Source organism: Haloechinothrix halophila YIM 93223, assembly GCF_000504245.1.
In the GTDB taxonomy this organism is placed as follows: Bacteria; Actinomycetota; Actinomycetes; order Mycobacteriales; family Pseudonocardiaceae; genus Haloechinothrix_A; species Haloechinothrix_A halophila.
In genome coordinates, this window is record NZ_KI632509.1 from 4,807,850 (window position 1) to 4,827,801 (window position 19,952).

Genomic DNA, 19,952 nt, shown 5'->3' on the forward strand with positions numbered 1-19,952 from the left:
GTTGCGCTACGAGGTCGTATGAACCGGGGCGCGGTAACGCACGAGCACTCCGGCCCGCATACCGGGAACGCTTGAGGCAAGGAGGTAGCGCTCACCGTCCACGAGTTCCGAGGCTCTGTACCTGTCCACGAGGTTGATCAGCGGATCGGCGGCGAAACAGTGCCCGAACCGGGCGATGTTCGCCAGGAAGAGCTGGTCCGATCGGAACCCCGCTTGCGACTCCTTCAACGTCACCAGCGGGATGTAGAGGTTGTTGTGCATCACGCCCGCGATATCACCGGGCGAGACACTGGTCGCGTCCTCGATGCGCTTGTTCACCGCGATCGCCAGCTCGGCCGAGATCTGCTCACCAACACCGTTGGCGCACAGGTCCTGGCTCACGGCGCTCCCCTCCACACGGAAGCCACCGTGCTCGCCCGAAGGGTCCCCGCCATCGCTGGGCACGACGAGACAGCTCGCGGCCCCATCGGAAAAGAGCGCGAAGCTTTCCAGCCGCTCGGCATCGCCGCTGATCCGATCGGCGGTAATCACCAATGCCACGCCGCACTGCCGCGCGGCGATCGCGGCGCACGCCGCGCGCACTGCCAGCAGCAGGTTCGTACAGCGCCCCAGGGTCACGCCAGTGACGGCCGCGTGGCGCAGTCCCAGGCCGGACGTCACCTCCGCGACGAACGCCGACTGGTCCGCGAGCGAGGGCGAGAACGCTGTCGAACACAGGTACAGTTCGTCCACATCGGAGCCGTGCACACCGGCGCGGTCAAGCGTCGCCTGTCCTGTCTCCACGGCGAGCTGGGCGCAGGAACGTGCCGACCTGCGCACCTCACCCCACCCCCACAGCTCGGGATCCGGCGCCATCCGCAACCGCTCTGCCCTGTGCTGCCAGTTCTCGACCGCGTCGTACGGCTCGGCGATCTCACCAAGGACGTAGTCCAACGCAATCAGGTTCGGCATCACGCGCCCTGCCTACCCATCAGCTCGCGCATGTCGGCGATGGACAGGGATTCGGACACGAAGTCACACGTCCCCGTCTCCAGCACCTCTCCAGCCGCCTTCCGGAACGCCGCGAGCGCCACACGCGAGAGCGACGACCCCAGCGAGATTCGCCGCACCCCGAGATCGATCAGTTCCGCGACACTCAGCCGCTGCCCCGCCCCCATCAGTACGTTCACCGGGCGGCCGACCTCATCGCATACCCGCCGGATCGCCTCGGCGCCAGGCAGGCCAGGGGCATAGACCACGTCGGCACCAGCGTCCGCGTACGCGCGAAGCCGCGCGACCGTGTCGTCGAGATCGTGCCGCCCGTACAGGAAGTTCTCGGCACGCGCGGTGACGGTGAACGGGATGTCGAGCCCGCGTGCGGCCTCCACCGCTGCGGTCACCCGCTCGACCGCGTCGCCGAACTCCCGGATCGGGGCCGTATCGCTTCCGGTGGCGTCCTCGATCGATCCGCCAACCGCCCCGGTAGCCGCAGCGGCCGTGACCGTCGCAGCGACCTCCGATGCCGTCGCTCCGAAGCCATCCTCGAGATCAACCGACACCGGCAGCGACGTCGATTCGACGATGTCGCGGGCATTGTGGAACGTCTCGTCTCGGGTGACCTCACCCCGCCGGTCCACCTTGCCGAGCATGGCCGCCAATCCACCACTGGTCGTCGCGAGCGCTCGAAACCCCATGCCTTCGAGCATCATCGCGGTTCCCGCGTCCCAAGGATTCGGAATGATGAATGGCTCGTCGTGCAACGCGACGAACCGCCGCGCGCGTTCCCGCTGATCCTGAATACCCGGCGCCCGAGCGGCATCGTGATGACCACCTGGTTGATCCGGACTCACCACACCAACACGACCGACATGGTCGCTACTCCTTTCCTCGTATGCGCCTCGGGAACATCAGCGACCCAGGTGACGTTGTTGAGCATCAGATGGACCACACATGAATTCCGGTGGACGAATCCTCGCCGCGCTGACCGTCGGACGTCGCCAGCACCAGGCGTCGCAGAATCGCGATGATCTCGTCGTTCTCCTCGAAATAGAAGTGGCCGCCGGGTACCACATGAGACTCGATCGGGTGCGCGGTCACCTCTTGCCAGCAACTCGCCTTCGTTCCGGTCACGTGCGGGTCGGACTCACCGACCACGGTGACGATCGGGATGTTCAGAACCGGCTCTGGTTCGAACACGTAACCAGCTACCATGCGGAACTCCTGGCGCAGCCGCTCCACAAGAACCTCTGCCATCTCCGGAAATTGCAGACTGTCACTCGGGACGCCACCGAAAAACTGGGCTTCCTCCAGGAAACTGTCGGGCGGCAGCGAGGCAAGGCGCACGACTCGCTCCGACGGAAGCAGTCGCGGTCCGGCGCATCCCGACACCACGAGGGCAGCCGGACGGACAGGCAACCGTCGCGCCACCTCGAAGGCCACGAGCGCGCCAAGGCTGTGGCCGAACAGGTAGAACTCGCCTTCCGCTGCCTCGGCTAGCTCCGTCGCGGCAGCATCCGCGAGCTCGACGACGGTTCGCGGCCGTTCCTCGGCGAACCGGTGCCCCGCACCGGGCGGGCACACGCCGACGAGCCGAACCGTGCCGTCCAGTTCCGGTTGCCACTCCAGGAATCGCTCGGCTCTACCACCCGCGTGCGGGAACATGAACATCGTCGGATACTCCGAATGGGCGCCTGTAATGAACCAGTCACTACTGCGGGCGGCACTCTCGGACTCGGGAGTACCCGACACGTACGGATCTTTCATGTTTCCCCTGTTTTCCAAGTTCTTTGATTGCGCGAAAATACTCCGTAGCCAGGACCGATAAAGCTCATAATCCTCCCCCGATCACCAGCGCACCACGACGATCCGAAAATCACACAGCGATCCGAAACTCGCCATCCACGCCATACCGCGGAAATTCCGTCACGATAGCAGGACGGCGACGCGATATCCGAGGACACGCAGCCAGCGCAGCACAGCCCCACCGATCGACCACGCGAATCTGTTCAATGGTCGATCGATCATTTCAGCGCATTTCGAATGCTATTAGTCAACCCCTTTATACAATGCCGGAATAAGGTCCCACGATGTATGACCACACATCCGCAAACCCCCGGTAATCCCCGAAGACATCTCTATATCTCTCTGCCTGTTTCCACGTCGACTTTCAGTCAATGTGACGAAAACGACATTACCGAGCGCAATGGAGAGGTTGCCATCATCTATACGGGTGTGATCTGGATCACACCATCCACAATAGACTAACCTAGCGTCACAATCCAGCTCAGTGACCCCACTTTCGTTGTACGCCAGAAGGTCTGACATTACGACATACGTAGCCAGGGAGTGTCATTCGGCCGATCATTTCTCTCCCGCGCGGCACGCAACCAATCACCACTGAGTGGTCTCGCGGGAAGAAGGGCTCAGTAATACCCCGCACGCACCCTCAGCATGGCGACTCGTACGACTCCTGCGGCAGGTAGCGCCGCCATTCCGCCGGGGTGAGCACGCCAGACGAGACCGCGCAGATCCGCTCGACGCTGCGCTCGACGTCGTAGTCCCAGAGGCGCGCGGTGCCGTCGCTGCCGCCGGTGACGACGGTGCCGCCGTCCGGGGTGAACGCCACCGATTCGACCACACCGGTGTGCCCGGTGAGCGCGACCGAGCCTGGCAGCCGCGGCGCCTTCCACATCCGAACGGTCTTGTCGTAGCTGCCGCTCATCAGCCGGTACCCGTCCGGACTGAACGCCACCGACGTCACCGTGTCGGTGTGCCCGTACAGCGGGCCGCCGAGCGCGTGCACATCGGACATGTCCCGCGTGCTCCACAACCGGATGGTCTTGTCGCCGCTCGCTGTGGCGAGCGCGAAGTCGTTCGGGTGAAACGCGACCGACCAGACCGGGCCGGAGTGCCCGGTCAACGGCTCGCCACGTGGCTTCGGATCACCTGGATCGCTGACGTCCCACAACCGGGCGGTCTGGTCGAAGCTGCCGGTCACGAACGTCTCGCCGTCCGCGCTGAACGCCCCGGACGTGATGTAGGCGGAATGCCCGGTGTCGATGTCAGCGAGCTTCTCCGGCTTCGCGGGATTCGAGACGTCGTAGAGCCGCAAGTCCATGCCGTCGACCACGGCGAGCGTGGTCGCGTCAGGACCGAAGAACCCCGCCGCCCCGGGCAGAGTCGCCACCAGCTCCGGGTGCTCGGGATCGGCCACCCGCCACAACCGGACCTTGATGTCGGTGCCGCCGGTCGCGAGCAGCCCGCCGCGCGAGCTGAAGTCGAGCGCATACACCGTGCCCTTCACATCGCGCAACACCGGCCCGATCGGGGTCGGGTCCTCGCGGTCAGCGATCCGCCACAACCGCGCCGTCCGATCGGCCCCACCGGTGGCCATCAGCTCACCACGGGGGCCGACGGCGACCGCGCTGACGCCGTCCGGGTGGCTGGCCAGCGCGCCACTCGGCAGCGACCACACTCGCGCGACCCCGTCGTCGCTGCCGGTGGCCAGCCGAGCCCCGTCCGGACTGAACCCGACCGCGTAGACGGTGCCCGATCGCGCAGAAAGCGGCTCACCGAACGGCACAGCGTGCGCCGGATCGGTGACGTTCCACAGCCGGGTGGTGCCGTCAGCACTGGCTGAGGCGAGCCGCCGCCCGTCAGGGCTGAACTTGACCGACCACACCAAGCCCTCGTGCCCGGTCAGCGTGTCGTGCTGCCGCGCCCGCCTCGGGTCGGAGACATCCCACAACCGCACCGTGGTGTCCTCGACCCCCACCGCGAGCGTGTCACCGTCCGGGCTGAACGCCACAGAGTGCACCATGTCCGCCGCACCGGTCAGCGGTTCGCCGAGTTGCTCCGGACCGCGCGGGTGGGAGACATCCCAGAGCCGGACGTCGTGGTCATCGCTGCCGCTGGCGAGCACGGTGCCGTCCGGGCTGAACGCGATCGACCGGACCGCGGCGTCGTGCCCGGTCAGCACGTCCAACCGCGTCGGCCGCGACGGATCGGAGACGTCCCACAGGCCGACGGTGCCGTCATCGTTGGCGGTAGCGAGCAGGTCACCGTCCGGGCCGAACGCGAGCAGGTACATCGTGCCGTTGCCGGGCCGGAGCGGTTCCCCGATTCGCGTGACGGCAGCGGGGTCTGAGACGTCCCAGAACCGGATCGTGGCGTCGTCGCCGGTGGTGGCGAGGGTGTCACCGTCCGGGCTGAACACTGCCGAGCTCACCCAGCTCTCGTGCCCGGTCAGCGGCTCTCCGAGCGGCATGACATTCGCCGGATCCGAGACGTCCCACAACCGCACGGTCCTGTCCCCGCTGGCGGTGGCGAGCACCGTGCCGTCCGGGCTGAACGATGTCAGATACACCGCACCCTCGTGACCGCGCAGCGGGGTGGCCAGCGGCGACTGGCCGGTGGACAGCAGCCGCGCGGCGACGCCCTGGTGTTGCGGGCGCATTCGGTGCGCGACCAGGCTGAGCTGCGCGGATAGCGACGGGTCTTCGGTCGCGATGCTGTCCGCCTCTGCCACGATCTGCCGGAACTCGGCGTCATCGCGTTCGTTGACGGCGATAGCCGCGGCTCCCGCCGCGATCAGCGCGAACACGCCGACGAGCGAGACGGCGGCCCGCCGTAGCCAGCGCTGCCTGCGGTGTTGCTGACTGGACACCCGGACGAAACGCCGGGCGCGCGGGGTCAGCTCGACGGTGCCGGACTCGCACGCGAGCTGTTCGGACGACTCCAGCCGCGAGCCGCGATACAGCAGCGACGGGTCACGGTCCTGCTCGTCCCACGTCGCGGCGTCGGCTTCGAGCCGCTGCCGGGCCAGGTTCTCGGCACGGTTGTCGTCGATCCAGCCGCGCAGCCTCGGCCACGCGTCGAGCAGCGCCTCGTGAGTGATCTCGACCGACTCGGCGTCCAGGGTGACCAGTCGTGCCTGTACCAGGACTTCCAGCGCCCGCTCGCGCGCCGGATCGGGGTCGGTGCCGACCAGCTCGGCGCGGGTGGCCACGCGCCGGACGTCGCGCGTCTCGTCGCCAACCCGGACCAGCCGCAGCAGGATGCGGCGCGCTGCCTCGGCGGCGTCCTCATCCAACTCGGCCCATGCCCGCTCGGCGGTGGCGGCGACCGCGCCATGGATGCCACCCGCGCGCCGGTAGCCCGCGACGGTCAGCTTGCCGTTGCCGCGGCGCTGCCAGGTCGCGAGCAGCGCGTGCGCGAGTAGCGGCAGGGCGCCCGCCTCGTAACCGGGCGCACCGCTGGGACGGCTACCACTGCGGCGCAGCGTCGCGCCGAGGTCGGCCAGCATCAAGTCGACAAGGCCCGGCTCCCACTGCAGCCCGACCGCTTTCGCGGGCCGCACGACGGCGTCACGGAGTTCGCTCTCGCTCATCGCACCGAGCGCGAGCTGCCGCCGCTGCATCGCATCGACCAGCTCGGGGAAGCCGAGGCAGTGGTGATAGAAGTCGGCGCGCACACCGAGCACCACGACGTACGGTGCCTGGCTGTCGCCGGATGGGGTGCACAGCGCGTGCAGGCGTCGTACGAACTCGATCCGGACGTCCTCGTCGTCGCACAGCGTGAATAGCTCTTCGAACTGGTCGACGATCAGGACGCCGCATGGGATCGCGCCTGCCGGATCGGCGGCATCGGAGCCTGCGGCATCACCGCCGTCTCCGGATGCGCCGTCGCCCTCGAACGCCGCGAGCTGACCCAGCGGGTCGGCGCCCGGCGTCAGCGTGGTGATCGGCAGCTCCGACGTCTGCTCCTCCCCCAGCGTGCCCGCCGACAGTGAGGGCCCGAGACCCGCGCGCAGCAACGACGACTTCCCCGCGCCGGACGCGCCGACCAGCACCACGAACCCGCCGTCGGTGCCAGCCTGCGCGATGCGGGCGATCAGGTCTGAGGTGGCGCGCTCCCGCCCGAAGAACCACTCCGAGTCGGACTGCTGGAACGCCGCCAGTCCCCGGTACGGACACACCGCATCGCCCTCGACCGCGGCGCGTGGCGACACCACCTCGCCGCTGTCCGAGAGCGGGCTGGCGAGTGCGGCCTCCCACCAGGAGCGCCACGTCGTCATGTCGTACAGACCAGCGATCACCGGCTCGGGCCTGCGCCTGCGCGCCTCACCGATCAGCACGCGCAGCACGGCGGCGAGTCCGGCGAAGCGGGCGGGCACGTTCCTGCCGCGCCGCCAGTCGCTGATGCGTTGCGCGGGCACGCGCACCGGACGCCCGTTGTCGTCGACGCCGCGTTCCCGCGCGACCGACTCGGTGACTCGTTTCAACGGCGGGTTGCCCGCCTCCGCATACAGCAGCGCGAAGCGTTCGGCGAAGGCAGCACGGGTGCTGTCGGTCACATCGGTCTCGGTCACGAACCTTCACTTCCTACGCGGCAGAGTCGTCGCGTCCGGACCGGATAACCGGCCCCCAGTCGCTCAACTGGGATTTTAGGGAACCGGAACTGACGGACTGTTGTACTCCCCCGCCGATCATCGGCACTCTGCTGTGGGGCCGGAGGGATCCAACGGGTCACGCTGTGCTGGGCAGGGCTAGGGGGCTTGCCCAGCGCGGCGATCCGGCTCGGGGGTGTCAGCCGTCGGTGATGAGCCCGCCGGAATCGTCCGGCGTGGTCGTCGTTGTCGTCGGCTCGGCAGACGGCGAGGGCTCGCTCGTCTCAGTGCTCGGTGAGCCGTTAGCGGGCGGCTCGTCAGGCCCGCCGTCCGGTTCCGGTTCGGGGTCCGGTGCCGGCGGCGGGGCACACTGGATCTCCTCTGTCGGCTGGTAGACGACCGTGCGGGTCTCGCGGTCGACGAGTTCGCCGTCGAGGGTGCGAATGATCCTGGTGTTGGTGGCGCTGTAGCCGGACGCGCCCTCCTGCGGAACGCACTCGGTGCCGTATGGCTTCACGACGACGGGCGCGCTGGTGTAGTTGAACGGCTCGCTGGTGACCGACTTCACCTTGAAGTGCTTGGTGCCCCAGAGCTTGACGGTGATGCTCGTCGGCGTCCACTTCGTCTCGATGGCGACGCCGTTCGGCGTGGTGTTGCGGAACTTCAGGTCGATGACGCTTGAGCCGTCCGGGTTCTGGAACACCGTGGCTTCGCGCGCGAGCGGGTACCGGCTGATGTAGCGGCTGTGCTCACGGTGCTCGACGTCGGCCATGCCCGCGAAATAGGCAGCGTTGTAGAGCGTGGTCGCGAACTGCGAGATGCCACCGCCGACGGCGCGGGTCAGCTCGCCGTTCTCGATGATGGCGGCCGCTACGTAGCCCTGCTTGATGCCGCGAGGCCCGGTGTGGCCGTTGAGGCTGAACGTTTCGTCGGGCCGCACGATCGCGCCGTGGACTTCCTTGGCGACGCGCTTGATGTTCACGCCGGAGTCGCTGGCGAAGTTGTGCGTGGTGAACTTGCCGATGACTTCTTTGATACCGAGGTCTTTGAGTTCCTTGGTGGTCAGCTCGGCGGGTGTGTCGTGGTAGGCGACGTTGACCTCGCGCTCGTCCGTCGTGTTCGCGGCTTTGAGCACCGCGTCCGATGTGGCTTTCCACTCCACCTCGGTGCCGTCAACGGATGGCTTGACTTTGGCGCGCTTCTTGCCGAACTCGATCCGGGCGTCCTCGCCCTTGACCTCGGTGGACGCCAGGCGCTTGCCCATCGTCTTCCGCAGCCGCTTGGGCGGGATCCTTGGGCTGAGGCTGCCGTCGTCGTTGGCGGTGAACGTGACGACGCGCGCGATCTGGCCCGGTGTCATCCGCATGGTGCGACCGCGTGCCTCCAGCGTGATTGGCTCCGACACAGCCGTCCGCGCGAAGCCGTTCAGGGCGCGCCGCACGCCGTCCGGCGTCGCCTTCACCGCGAGCGTATCCACCGGAATCGGGATGACATCGTGCTTCACCCAGCCGGTGATGACGTCCTGTACGCCGCGGGCCACGTCCAATCGCTTGCCCGCGGCTGGCTGGACTGGCACCGGAGTCGTCCCGTCGAACTCGACGGTGCCCTCGACCTTGGCGACGTCGATGCTCTCGGCGAGTTCGCTGAGCGTCTTCGCGATGGCCTCGTTGTTGCCGCTGGCGACGGCGTCCACCTCGCGATCGGTGAACAGTGACAGCGCCCTGGTGAACGGGTTGTAGTCGGGCGTGTTCGCGGCGTCGACGGTCGCCGCCCAGTCGATCGTCACCTCAGCCGCGTCAGGCTCGATCTCGATGGACTCGCCATCGGCGGTCGCGGTACGGGGCTGGTCGAGCCGAGGCGAGAGCCGCAGCCGCAGCACGGACTCCGCCTCGATCGGTTCGAGGCCGCCGATCTCCACACCAGCGACGACCACGTTGCGCGGGATCTCGCCCTGGGTGGCGAGCAGGTCGATCAGGTACAGCCCCGTGAGCGCGGCAAGGACAGCCGCGGCGATGCCTAGCGTCTTGCGCAGCCGGGCGAACAGCGACACGACAGCCGCACCCACGCTCGCCAGCACTGGCTTGCGGCGTGGGGCTGGTTCGTGCTCGGACGTCTCGTCCTCGGCTGCCGCGTCCGGCGCTTCGCCGTCCGGTGCCGTTTCGTCGAGCGTGACGGCACCGATTTGGACCGTCTTGGGATCAAGGTCGACCGGCACGTGTTGGATCGTCGGAGGCTCGGCGTCCGACCGCTCCGGCTCGGTTTCAGCCGTCCCGGTCGTGTCCGGGCCTGAGCCCTCCTCGGCCTTGTCCGCCTCAGCCTTGTCTGCCTCCTCGGCTGGCTCGGCTGGCTCGGCTGTTTCGGCTGTCTCGGCTCCATCCGATGCCGCTGACGTCGCGGCGATGACGGCGGTCGCCTCCGCGTCAGACCGTTCCGGCTTGGATTCGTCGGTGTCCGCGTCCGCAGCGGTGGACTCGGCGGCCTCAGTGGCCCCAGCGTCCGCCTCAGTGGCGTCGGCGTCGTCGGCATCCGTGACGTCGGCATCCGTGACGTCGGCGTCCGCTTCGGTGGTGTGCGATTCAGTGGTGTGCGGTTCAGCGGTTTCGGCTTCGACGGCTTTATCGGCTGCGGCGGCGGTCTCGTCGGACGCAGCCTCAGCGTCGGGCTCGTCAGTGTCGGTGACCTCAGCGCTCTCGGACTCGACAGGCGCAGCGTCCGCCGCGTCAGGCCCGGTGTCGGCCTCCGTGTCGGCGTCGGGACCCGAATCCGCGTCATCCGCGGTCTCGGCACCGTCCGCCTCCGTTGCTTCCCCCTCAGCCACCTCCGCATTGGTCTCGGCGCGCTCAGGCTTGGCCTGCTCGGCGCCCGCTACGTCACCCGGCTGGGCCTCCGCTGCCGACGCCTCGTCGTCACGCCCCTCATCCGTTTCCTCAGCTGGCCTCGCGCCGGCGTCACCGTCACTCATCGCGAGTCCCTCACGCATTCACCTCGATTTCAGCGGCAAGGCCCAGAATCATGCCAGATCGCACGCTTCGCCCACTGCCGACCCGCCTTCTCCAAGACTAGGCGTCCCCCTCAGCGCCGAGCGGCGAAGATCAGCACTGCCCCAGCTCAGCTCGCTCGCGAGGGGTGGGATCGCGGAGCTTGTGATCCGGCACGGCCACCGGCCACAGCGCAACAGAACAATCAAGAAAATGGCGGACAAAGCATCCCGTCGAGGCCATTCCACGTAACCCCACTCACGCCGTTAACGCCGATTATCGAAACGATCGGGAAGCCGCTGTCAGAATGCCGTGCAATACCGCGTCGGCACGAGTTTTCGCAACCATCCTCAACCGAGTACCGACACGTTCTGACAACGCTGCCTCACAGATCGTAATGCCCGGATTGTCGTGTGGCACACGAAAGCGTCATCCGGCCACACTTAAGCTTGTCCCCACTATGAGTGATCACGACTACCACAGTTTCGTCGCCATCGGCGACTCGTTCACCGAGGGGATGTCCGACTCCCACCCCGACGGCAGCTACCGAGGCTGGGCGGACCTGCTCGCGGCCCGACTCGCCGAGACCCGTCCCGAGCTGCACTACGCGAACCTCGCGATCCGGGGCAAGCTGGTCGGACAGATCGCCCAGGAACAGGCTCCCCAGGCGGCCGCGATGGGTGCGGACCTGGTCAGCTTCGCTGGCGGCGTCAACGACCTCATGCGACCGCGCTGCGACCTGTCCGCCGTCTGCACCCACGTGGAGCAGACCGTGGGACGACTTGCCGCAACGTCGGGCACGTTGGTGCTGTTCAGGCCCGTCGACCCATCCCGGCGAATGCGCGGCGGCGCGCGCCTCGCACCCCGGCTACACCGGCTGACCGCGCTGGTGACCGAGCTGGCCGAACGGCACAAAGCCGTCGTCGTCGACCTCGCTTCGGCACGAGTCTTCGACGACCCTCGGCTGTGGGCCGACGACCGCATCCACCTCAACGGCGAGGGTCACCGCAGGGTCGCCGAGGCCGTCAGCCAGGCGATCGGCCTCGCACCGCGCTTCGACTGGCAAGCGTCGCTACCACCGATGGGCCGTGCGAGCTGGACCGAACAGCGACTCGCCGACGCCCGGTGGGCGCGCGTCCACCTACTGCCCTGGATAGGCAGGCGGCTGACCGGCCGGTCCTCCGGCGACGGGCTCACTCCCAAGCGCCCCAGCCTCGCGCCACTCCGCATGGACGTCAGCGACATCGGTGACTCCGGTTGAGACACCGCGGCAACCGGGGACAACAACTGAGACAGCGATTACTCCAATGGCACTACCCAACCCCGTGCACGTGCATATTACTTTTCATGTAGGATCACTCGTGCCGGTCGACCCCCAGGGCCGGCATACGCCCCCGGCGCCCCCTCCCCCCTCGGCGCCGGGGGCCCTTTATGTCTGGCTCAATCCTCGGCGCCGCCACGCCAAACTCCCAGGCCCTGCAAGCGATTTCGAGCACTGCGCTACGCTCCCGGGCCATGCGCACGCTGAACCCGCTGCGGTGTGTCTCCCGGCTCGCCGACTCCTTCGAAGAGCGTGGCGTATATGTGCCCGGCATCGATGGGGGACCCGTTCAGCCGTGGCGGGAATTCGGCTGGGCCATCGTCGGCTGGATCTTCACGATCGGTCTCTTCGTTCTTTTCTTCGCCTTGGCGACCTGAGTCGCAACGGCCGGCATGACGGCCTTTCACATCTTCGTCCTAGGAATTCCACTCGATTTCGTGAGCGCCGTCACCGACAACGACGATCGGATTACGGGATGGCCACGGGCGTACACCAGGTCCGACTCAACGCGGCTTCCCGACTCGCCACTGCGAGCTATAACGTCCAGAGTTGTGACTAGCCGGTTTTTGTACTGGTGACCGCAAAGTCCTGTTACGTCCGTAACAGTCACCGCTCACGAGAAGGAGTGACCCCTGTGCGCAGACCCGTGAGGGTTGCGATCGCGTGCGCGTTGCTCGCAGGCGTCGTCGCCGGAGCTACCGCGTGTGAGTCCGCGGAGGGGGATGCGGCGGAGGACTCCACATCAGCCAGCCCGTCGTCCGACGGACCCGCGCCAGGGACCGGCGAGCAGGCATTCGGCGACCGGTTCACCTTCCTGAACGGCCTGTCAGTCACGGTGTCACGGCCGAAGTCGTTCACCCCGAGCGACACGGCCTATCCCGACTCGCCGCGCGCGGTCGCGTTCGAGATCGTCATCCAGAACGGCACCGAGTGGCCGTACCACCTCTCCGACTTGTCGATCACGACGTGGATCGGCGGCGACCAGAGCCCCGAGCTGATAGACACCACCCAGGGCTACAACGGCATCGTTGACATCGACGCCGAAGTTCCTGTGGCCCGTAAGACCCGCATGACGTTGGCCTACGCCGCCGACCGAGACGCCGATGCCGTCCGGCTGCGGATCCGCCCCAAGCCCGACGCCTCGGCGACGGTGACCTACGTCGGTCAGGGGTAGCCGGTAATCTCGCTCGCGTGACTGAACAAACTCGACTTCAGGTTGGCGACCCCGCCCCCGATTTCTCGCTGACCAGCAGTGATGGCACGCAGGTAACCCTGTCCGACTTCCGGGGCACGTCGGTCATCGTCTACTTCTACCCCAAAGCCGCCACGCCCGGCTGCACCAAGCAGGCGTGCGACTTCACCGATAACCTGGCTCTCCTGGGCGACGCGGGCTACGAGGTGCTTGGCATCTCCCCCGACTCACCGGAGAAGCTGGCGCGGTTCGTCGAGGACGAAAAGCTGCGCATCACGCTGCTGTCCGATCCCGAGAAGCAGGTGCTCACCGAGTGGGGCGCCTTCGGGGAGAAGAAGAACTACGGCAAGGTGGTGCAGGGCGTGATCCGCTCGACCTTCGTGGTCGACCCGGATGGCACGCTCGCCGAGGCCCGCTACAACGTCAAGGCAACCGGACACGTCGCGAAACTCATCAAGGATCTCAAGATCGCGTGAGCTATCGCCCGCGCGCCGCGACACCCCACCGTGCGCGCGGGCGCCACGCGCGCCTCCACCCGCCGAGCGTCAACCAGACCAGGTAGATCAGACGCGGAATGACGCTGGGCGTGCAGGCCAATGCGCGTCGGGACGCGCGTCGTCAGCCTTCGGCGAGGGCGCGCAGGTGCGGCAGCAGCGCGCGCAACGCTCTACCCCGGTGCGAGTGCTCGTCCTTCTCGGCGGAGTTCAGTTCGGCGGAAGTGCGCCGCTCCCCCTCCGGCACGAAGATCGGGTCGTACCCGAAGCCGTTCTCCCCGCGGGGCTCACGGGTGAGCGTGCCAGGCCAGCGGCCCCGGACAACGGTTTCCGAGCCGTCCGGTGTCACCAGCGCCGCCGCGCACACGAACGCGGCCCCCCTGCGGTCATCGGGAACGTCGGTGAGCTGATCGAGCACCAGCCGCAGGTTGGCATCGTCGTCGCCGTGCCTCCCCGCCCAGCGCGCCGAGAGCACGCCGGGCATGTCGTTCAGTGCGGCCACCGTCAACCCGGAGTCGTCCGCGACGGCGGCCAACCCGGTAGCCGCGACGGCATCGCGTGCCTTGGCCAGCGCGTTGCCCTCGAAGGTCGGCTCCGTCTCCGGCGCCTCGGCGAACGGCTCGACGTCGCCGAGACCGATGACCTCAAGCTCCGCGACACCCTCGGCAGCGAGAATGCGGCGCAGCTCGTCGAGTTTCTTGCTGTTGCGCGTGGCCAGCAGCAGCCTCGTCACTTGCTCGCCTTCGACTTCTTCTCGTTCTTGTCCTTCTTCTCGTTCTTCTGCGGCTGCGGCTCCGGTTCGGGCAACTCGCCCGGGTAGGGCTGCTTCAGCACCTCGGCCTGCTTGGTGCTCAGCTCGGCGCACCCAGCCAGCGCCATGTCGAGCATGGTGTCCATCGTGGAGCGGGTGAACGTCGCGCCCTCCGCGGTGCCCTGCACCTCGATCAATGTGCCGGAGTCGGTAGCGACGACGTTCATGTCGACCTCGGCGCGGGCGTCTTCCTCGTAAGGCAGGTCGAGCCGCACCCTGCCATCGACGACGCCGACACTGATCGCGGACACCCCGCTGGCCAGTGGCTGCGGATCAGCGAGCCGACCGGCTGCCGCCAGCCAGTTGATCGCATCCGCGAGCGCCACGTAGCCGCCGGTAATGGCGGCCGTGCGAGTGCCGCCATCGGCCTGGATGACGTCGCAGTCGATGACGATCGTGTTCTCGCCCAGCGCGGCGAGGTCGATGCACGCCCGCAGCGACCTGCCGATCAGCCGGGAGATCTCGTGCGTGCGCCCGCCGATCTTGCCTTTCACGGACTCGCGGGCGCTGCGCGTGTTGGTGCTCGACGGCAGCATCGCGTACTCGGCGGTCACCCAACCAAGCCCGGAGCCGGTGCGCCAGCGCGGCACGCCCTCGGACACGCTCGCCGCGCACAACACCCTGGTGTTGCCGAACTCGATCAGCACGGACCCCGCGGGCCACTTCTGGAAGCCCCGGGTGATCCTCACATCGCGGAGTGCGTCGTCTTCTCTGCCATCTGCTCTCACCACGATGAGTCAGCCTACGAGCCGGACAATCGCGCCATGCGGGGTGGGTGGGTGTTGCCCGGCTCAGATGTCGTAGGTGGCGCCCTGTTCGACCAGCTCAAGCGGGCCATCGAACGTCGTCCGCGCCTCGGCGTAGATCTTGGCGCGGTCGGTCCACGGCGCGACATGGGTGAGCAGCAGCCGCCGTGCGCCGGTCCGGTGCGCGAGCTGGCCCGCCTCCACCCCGGACAGGTGAACACCGAGCGGCCGGTCGTCGGCGTCGGTCCAGGACGCCTCGCTGAGCAGCACGTCGACGTCGCGCGCCAACTCGTCCAGCGCGGGGCACACTCCGGTGTCGCCGGTGTAAGCGAGCGTGGTGCCGCCGTGGCTGATACGCAGCCCATACGCGGGCGTCGGGTGCAGCACCTCGTACGCGGTGACCTCGAACGGACCAATCGCGAACGGTTCGAGCGGCAGCGGGTGGAACTGGTAGACGTCACCGAGGTCGGTCTCGGCACGCTCCGGTTCGTTCGGCGCGTACAGGTTGACCAGCCGCTGCTCGGTGTCCGCCGGCCCGTAGACCGGCAGCCGCACCGGCCTGCCGTCCGGCCAGTGCGGGTGGTAACGCCGGATGACCGTCAGCGCGCCGAAGTCAGCGCAGTGGTCGGGGTGCAAGTGCGAGAAGACCAGCGCATCGAGGTCAAACGGGCTGCGATACGACTGGAGCTGCGACAACGTGCCGTTGCCGAGTTCGAGCCCGAGCACGAAGCCATCCGCCTCGAGCAGGTAGCCGGAGGCGTTGGTGTTCGGTCCAGGCACGCTGCCCGCGCACCCGAGAATGGTCAAACGCACGTGCCTACCCTGCCATGCGAACGCCGATCCGCGAATGACCGCCAACACGTCGCGATGGGTTTCACTCTGCTGCGAGTATCCATGTGACGTGGTGTGGTCACGCCATGGTGAGCTCGAACCCCGGTGGCGCCCCGAGGAAACGTCTGGCGAGTTTGTTGAACCGCTCCGGCTCGCCGGTGGCGAGGAACTCGTGCTTCGGCTGCTCGCCGGACGGCTCCGCGAGCAGGTCGGCCTCGGTGAGCACCCGAACGACGTCCTTCGCGGTCTCCTCGGCGCTGGACACGAGGGTGACGTCCTGTCCCATGACGATCTGCAGCACCCCGGTGAGCAGCGGGTAGTGCGTGCAGCCGAGTACCAGCGTGTCGACCTCGGCCGCGAGCAGCGGCTCAAGATAGCCCTGCGCGAGCCCGAGCACCTGACGGCCGGAGGTGGTGCCGCGCTCGACGAAGTCGACGAACCTGGGGCAGGCAACGCTGGTCACGCTGATGTGGTTCGCGGCATGAAAGGCGTCATCGTAGGCGCGGGAGCGGATGGTGCCCTCGGTACCGATGACCCCGACCCTGCCAGTGTGGGTCGCGGCGACCGCCCTGCGCACCGCGGGCAGCACGACCTCCACTACCGGGACGTCGTAGCGTTCTCGCGCATCCCGCAGGCACGCGGCTGATGCGGTGTTACACGCGATGACCAGCGCCTTCACGCCGCCCGCCACCATGCTGTCCATCGCGGCGAGGGCCAGCTCCCGCACCCGCGCGATCGGCAACGGGCCGTAGGGGGTGTGGGCGGTGTCGCCGAGGTAGCGCACGCGCTCGGCGGGCAACTGGTCGAGGATCGCCCGCGCCACGGTCAGGCCGCCGACGCCGGAGTCGAAGATGCCGATCGGCGCGTCGGTGCTGGTGGCAAGGGGGGCAGGGGAAGCGCTCACGCGCCGAGATTACCCGGCAGCGTGGCGCCAGCCGGACGTGCGGGCGGCCTGGTGGGGCGGTCCGCGCGGGCGACCAGCCACGCGGCGAGTACCCCGGCCACCGCGCCGAACAGGTGTCCCTGCCAGGAGACGTTGCCCGCAACGGTGGGCAACACCCCCCAGAACATCCCGCCGTAGACGAAGAACAGCACGGCGGCAAGCACCAACTGCCCTACCGACCGGTTGAAAATGCCTCTGACCAGCAGGAACGCCAGCCAACCGAAGGCGAGGCCGGACGCGCCGATGGTGACGGCGTCCGATGGGCCGACCAGCCATACGCCCAGTCCGCTGAACAGCCAGACCGTCGCGGTCACCGCGATCCACTGGCCGATGCCGCCGGACATCACCAGAAATCCGAACAGCGCCACCGGGACGGTGTTGGCCACCACGTGCCCCCAAGGGCCATGCAGCATCGGCGCCCACAGCACGCCGTCCAGCCCGGACAGCGTGCGCGCCTGGATGCCTTCTTGCTGCAGGTTGGTGGGCAGAATGCGATCGACGACCTCGATGACGTAGAGCAGCATCGTGAACGAGGCCGCGAACAGCACGGCAACGAACGGCCGCGGCGGCAGGACCCGCTTGGCGGGGTCGGTCCGCCTGACCTGCGTCGGGGTCGCGTTCATACCCCCAGGCTACGGATTCTCGCGCGCATCGGCCGCGGGGTGCCGGTCAGCCGGTGCCCTCGTCGGGATCACATCCGGGCGACGCCCGCGGATTCGTCAGCTCGGCCAACGGCTCAACCTGCCATGGGTCGTCCGGGTCGGGCCGCTCCGCGAACCATCGGCGGGCATCCTCTTGCCCCATCGTGATCAACTCCTGATGAAACTCAGGGTCGAAGTACAGGTAGCTGAGCAATTCAGCGCGAGCCGGAGTGTCACCGCCGAGCAGCTGCCCGAGCAGGCGCGTCGTCGGCGAGCGCAGCCCGCGCCACCCGCCGTACCGCGAGCGGAAGACGTCCCTGCCGAGCTCGCTGATCGCACCGCGATGCCGGGGCGCGATGAAGATGTACGGCACCTGCCGGTACGGCGCCTTGCCGCGGATTCGCCGGTAGCGGTTGGCCGCGGGCGCGGTGTCGGTATCCGCGAAGAACAGATTGACATTGCCGAGCCGCACGATGTCCTCGGCGAGCGGGTCACCGAGGGCGCCAGCGAGGAGATGGATCACCCCGTTGAAGATGTCCGGCTCCGATTCGTCATCGCAGCGCAGGGGGTCCTCCGGGGTGCGGACGGACTCCGTCCCGATCACGACGAGGCGGTCGACGCCGAGGTCGAGCGCGGGCTTGATCGGGGTGTTGAGCCGAGTTCCGCCGTCGACGTACCAACCACGCGCGTGGTGCGGTGTGCCGACCCATACCGGCGGGAACAACAGCGGTATCGCCGCCGACGCCCGCAACTGGTCGAACTCGATGCGCGTGGGAACGTAGTCGATCAGGTGCGAGCGGTGCTTGACCCGGGCGGTGTCACTCTCGACGAACACCACGGCGCGGCCGGAGCGAGCCGGTGTCGCGACGATCGCGAGCGCATCGGTGACGTGCTGGGCGACGTTGCGGTGCACGCCGTCGAGATTCACCCACTCCGGCAGCGCGCGGCCGAGTGGTTCCGGATCGAGCAGACTGGACAATTGGACGCCAGGCACGGCCAGCACCTCGCCGAGGTACTGGAACATCCCGAGCGGTACTTGACGGCTGACCGGCCGAACGATGCGTTCCAGCGAGATCTCCCGCCAGGTCGCCATGCCCGCCTCGGCGACGTCGGCGGCCGCCCGATGGCGGTTGGCGGCGAGAAACGCGGCGTTCAGCGCGCCGACGCTGTTGCCGACGAACACCGACGGCCGCTGGCCAAGCCGTTCCAGCTCGGGGCCGAGCACGGACAGCACGCCCACCTCGTATGCCCCGCGCGCACCTCCCCCACCAAGCACCAAACCGATTCGTTCACGTCGTGCCATCAGGCGCCATTATCCGGCAGTGCGCCGGTTCCCGTCCGGGTTTATGTCGCCAGCCAAACAATCAGGGCGGCTCAGGCCCAGAGCTGGCCGTCGAGGCGTTCCGCCGCCTCGTCGACCGAACCGGCGTAGGCGCCGGTGGAGAGGTACTTCCAGCCAGCGTCGGCGACGACGAACGCGATGTCGGCCGACTCGCCCTTCTTCGCCGCCTTCTCGCCGACGGTCAACGCGCCATGCAGCACCGCACCAGTGGAGATGCCGGCGAAGATGCCTTCCACTTCGAGTAGTTCGCGGGTCCTGCGCAGCGCATCGTAGGCACCGACGGAGAACCGCCCGGTGAGCACGTCCTCGTCGTAAAGTTCGGGCACGAAACCCTCGTCCAGGTTGCGCAACCCGTAGACCAGCTCGCCGTAACGCGGCTCAGCGGCGACAATCTGCACGTCCGGCTTGTGCTCGCGCAGGTACCGGCCGACACCAACCAGCGTGCCGGTGGTGCCGAGGCCCGCGACGAAGTGGGTGATCTCGGGCAGGTCCTTGAGGAGCTCCGGACCGGTGCCGCTGTAGTGCGCGTCGGCGTTGGCCGGGTTGCCGTACTGGTAGAGCAGCACCCAGTCCGGATTGGCCTCGGCGAGCTCTTTCGCCCTGCGCACGGCCTCGTTGGAACCACCGGCGGCTGGCGAGTACACGATCCGCGCGCCGTAGGCCTGCAGCAGTTGCTTGCGCTCCTCCGAGGTGTTCTCCGGCATCACGCACACCAGGCCGTACCCCTTGACCTTGGCGGCCATGGCCAGCGAGATGCCGGTGTTGCCCGACGTCGGCTCCAAGATGGTGCAACCGTGCGTCAGCGTGCCGTCAGCCTCGGCCGCCTCGATCATGGCCAGCGCGGGGCGGTCCTTGATCGAGCCGGTCGGGTTACGGTCCTCCAGCTTCGCCCACAGCCGAACATTCGGTGCGGGCGAGAGCCGGGGAAGACCGACGAGTGGGGTGCCGCCGAGCGCGTCGAGCAGCGACGAATACCTGCTCACGGTGGTTAGCGCATGCCACCCGCGACAGCGGGCAGGATCGTCACGGTGTCGCCGTCGGACACCTCGGCGTCAAGGCCGCCGGAGAACCGCACGTCCTCGTCGTTGACGTAGACGTTGACGAAGCGGTGCAGCTTGTCCTCCTTGACCAGGCGTGCCTTCAGCCCGCTGTGCCGCGACTCGACGTCGTCGATGATCTCGGCCACGGTATTGCCCTTCGCCTCGACGGCCTTCTCGCCGCCGGTGTGGGTCCGCAGGATGGTCGGGATGGACACGGTCACGGCCATGTGGGTTACCTCCGCTAAAT

Annotated in this window: 17 protein-coding genes; 4 read left to right on the top strand and 13 right to left on the bottom strand. The window is 68.0% G+C overall.

Translation table 11 applies throughout. The features are described 5' to 3' along the window. Positions 1-6 precede the first annotated feature (6 nt). The 5 genes from AMYHA_RS21875 to AMYHA_RS26035 form a co-directional block, all read right to left on the bottom strand. Entirely contained in the window at positions 7-951 is a 945-nt protein-coding gene (locus tag AMYHA_RS21875) for a hypothetical protein (RefSeq protein WP_034274111.1), read from the bottom strand. Beyond that, positions 951-1,829, bottom strand: a complete 879-nt coding sequence (locus AMYHA_RS21880; protein ID WP_231104858.1) for an isocitrate lyase/PEP mutase family protein — start codon at positions 1,827-1,829, stop codon at positions 951-953. Before AMYHA_RS21880 ends, AMYHA_RS21875 begins: the two co-directional genes overlap by 1 nt. Positions 1,830-1,914: 85 nt before the next feature. After that, positions 1,915-2,646: a thioesterase II family protein gene (locus tag AMYHA_RS21885; RefSeq protein WP_169732965.1), complete on the bottom strand. Its 732-nt coding sequence runs from the start codon at positions 2,644-2,646 to the stop codon at positions 1,915-1,917. Between the two features lie 778 nt (positions 2,647-3,424). Next, positions 3,425-7,348, bottom strand: coding sequence for a WD40 repeat domain-containing protein (locus AMYHA_RS21890; RefSeq protein WP_051400173.1), 3,924 nt, complete (start codon positions 7,346-7,348; stop codon positions 3,425-3,427). Positions 7,349-7,565: 217 nt separating this feature from the next. After that, positions 7,566-10,328, bottom strand: a complete 2,763-nt coding sequence (locus tag AMYHA_RS26035; protein ID WP_169732966.1) for a VanW family protein — start codon at positions 10,326-10,328, stop codon at positions 7,566-7,568. Positions 10,329-10,804: 476 nt separating this feature from the next. Between AMYHA_RS26035 and AMYHA_RS21905 the strand changes: the two genes are divergently transcribed. From AMYHA_RS21905 to bcp, 4 genes are all read left to right on the top strand, one after another. Beyond that, a complete protein-coding gene (locus AMYHA_RS21905; RefSeq protein ID WP_034274113.1) occupies positions 10,805-11,605 on the top strand; it encodes an SGNH/GDSL hydrolase family protein in 801 nt (266 codons plus the stop codon). A gap of 254 nt (positions 11,606-11,859) precedes the next feature. After that, complete coding sequence (locus tag AMYHA_RS21910) at positions 11,860-12,042, top strand: hypothetical protein (protein ID WP_034274116.1); 183 nt, start codon at positions 11,860-11,862, stop codon at positions 12,040-12,042. Positions 12,043-12,299: 257 nt separating this feature from the next. After that, complete coding sequence (locus AMYHA_RS21915) at positions 12,300-12,839, top strand: hypothetical protein (protein WP_034274118.1); 540 nt, start codon at positions 12,300-12,302, stop codon at positions 12,837-12,839. A 17-nt stretch (positions 12,840-12,856) separates the two neighbouring features. Continuing rightward, positions 12,857-13,333: a thioredoxin-dependent thiol peroxidase gene (bcp, locus tag AMYHA_RS21920; RefSeq protein ID WP_034274120.1), complete on the top strand. Its 477-nt coding sequence runs from the start codon at positions 12,857-12,859 to the stop codon at positions 13,331-13,333. 142 nt (positions 13,334-13,475) lie between these two features. Here the strand turns inward: bcp and rdgB are convergent, their stop codons facing one another. From rdgB to AMYHA_RS21960, 8 genes are all read right to left on the bottom strand, one after another. Next, the gene (rdgB, locus tag AMYHA_RS21925) at positions 13,476-14,084 is read right to left on the bottom strand and encodes an RdgB/HAM1 family non-canonical purine NTP pyrophosphatase (RefSeq protein WP_034274122.1); all 609 of its coding nucleotides are present in this window, start codon (positions 14,082-14,084) and stop codon (positions 13,476-13,478) included. Then, positions 14,081-14,893: a ribonuclease PH gene (gene rph / locus AMYHA_RS21930; RefSeq protein ID WP_034274124.1), complete on the bottom strand. Its 813-nt coding sequence runs from the start codon at positions 14,891-14,893 to the stop codon at positions 14,081-14,083. Before rph ends, rdgB begins: the two co-directional genes overlap by 4 nt. A gap of 60 nt (positions 14,894-14,953) precedes the next feature. Next, the gene (locus AMYHA_RS21935; protein WP_034278338.1) at positions 14,954-15,721 is read right to left on the bottom strand and encodes an MBL fold metallo-hydrolase; all 768 of its coding nucleotides are present in this window, start codon (positions 15,719-15,721) and stop codon (positions 14,954-14,956) included. Between the two features lie 97 nt (positions 15,722-15,818). Beyond that, a complete protein-coding gene (gene murI / locus AMYHA_RS21940; RefSeq protein ID WP_084037432.1) occupies positions 15,819-16,643 on the bottom strand; it encodes a glutamate racemase in 825 nt (274 codons plus the stop codon). Beyond that, on the bottom strand, positions 16,640-17,305 hold the full coding sequence (locus tag AMYHA_RS21945; RefSeq protein ID WP_051400176.1) for a rhomboid family intramembrane serine protease: 666 nt from the start codon (positions 17,303-17,305) through the stop codon (positions 16,640-16,642). Before AMYHA_RS21945 ends, murI begins: the two co-directional genes overlap by 4 nt. 46 nt (positions 17,306-17,351) lie before the next feature. Continuing rightward, the gene (locus AMYHA_RS21950; RefSeq protein ID WP_084037433.1) at positions 17,352-18,626 is read right to left on the bottom strand and encodes a patatin-like phospholipase family protein; all 1,275 of its coding nucleotides are present in this window, start codon (positions 18,624-18,626) and stop codon (positions 17,352-17,354) included. Between the two features lie 71 nt (positions 18,627-18,697). After that, a complete protein-coding gene (locus AMYHA_RS21955; RefSeq protein WP_034274127.1) occupies positions 18,698-19,648 on the bottom strand; it encodes a PLP-dependent cysteine synthase family protein in 951 nt (316 codons plus the stop codon). Positions 19,649-19,653: 5 nt separating this feature from the next. Continuing rightward, entirely contained in the window at positions 19,654-19,932 is a 279-nt protein-coding gene (locus AMYHA_RS21960) for a MoaD/ThiS family protein (RefSeq protein WP_034274128.1), read from the bottom strand. Positions 19,933-19,952: the final 20 nt, after the last annotated feature.

Excerpts from the sequence above, each read along its gene's own strand:
- AMYHA_RS21875 (WP_034274111.1), bottom strand. The coding sequence starts at position 951 with ATGCCGAACCTGATTGCGTTGGACTACGTCCTTGGTGAGATCGCCGAG.
- AMYHA_RS21885 (WP_169732965.1), bottom strand. The coding sequence starts at position 2,646 with ATGTTCATGTTCCCGCACGCGGGTGGTAGAGCCGAGCGATTCCTGGAG.
- AMYHA_RS26035 (WP_169732966.1), bottom strand. The coding sequence starts at position 10,328 with ATGAGTGACGGTGACGCCGGCGCGAGGCCAGCTGAGGAAACGGATGAG.
- AMYHA_RS21905 (WP_034274113.1), top strand. The coding sequence starts at position 10,805 with ATGAGTGATCACGACTACCACAGTTTCGTCGCCATCGGCGACTCGTTC.
- AMYHA_RS21910 (WP_034274116.1), top strand. The coding sequence starts at position 11,860 with ATGCGCACGCTGAACCCGCTGCGGTGTGTCTCCCGGCTCGCCGACTCC.
- AMYHA_RS21945 (WP_051400176.1), bottom strand. The coding sequence starts at position 17,305 with ATGAACGCGACCCCGACGCAGGTCAGGCGGACCGACCCCGCCAAGCGG.
- AMYHA_RS21950 (WP_084037433.1), bottom strand. The coding sequence starts at position 18,626 with ATGGCACGACGTGAACGAATCGGTTTGGTGCTTGGTGGGGGAGGTGCG.
- AMYHA_RS21960 (WP_034274128.1), bottom strand. The coding sequence starts at position 19,932 with ATGGCCGTGACCGTGTCCATCCCGACCATCCTGCGGACCCACACCGGC.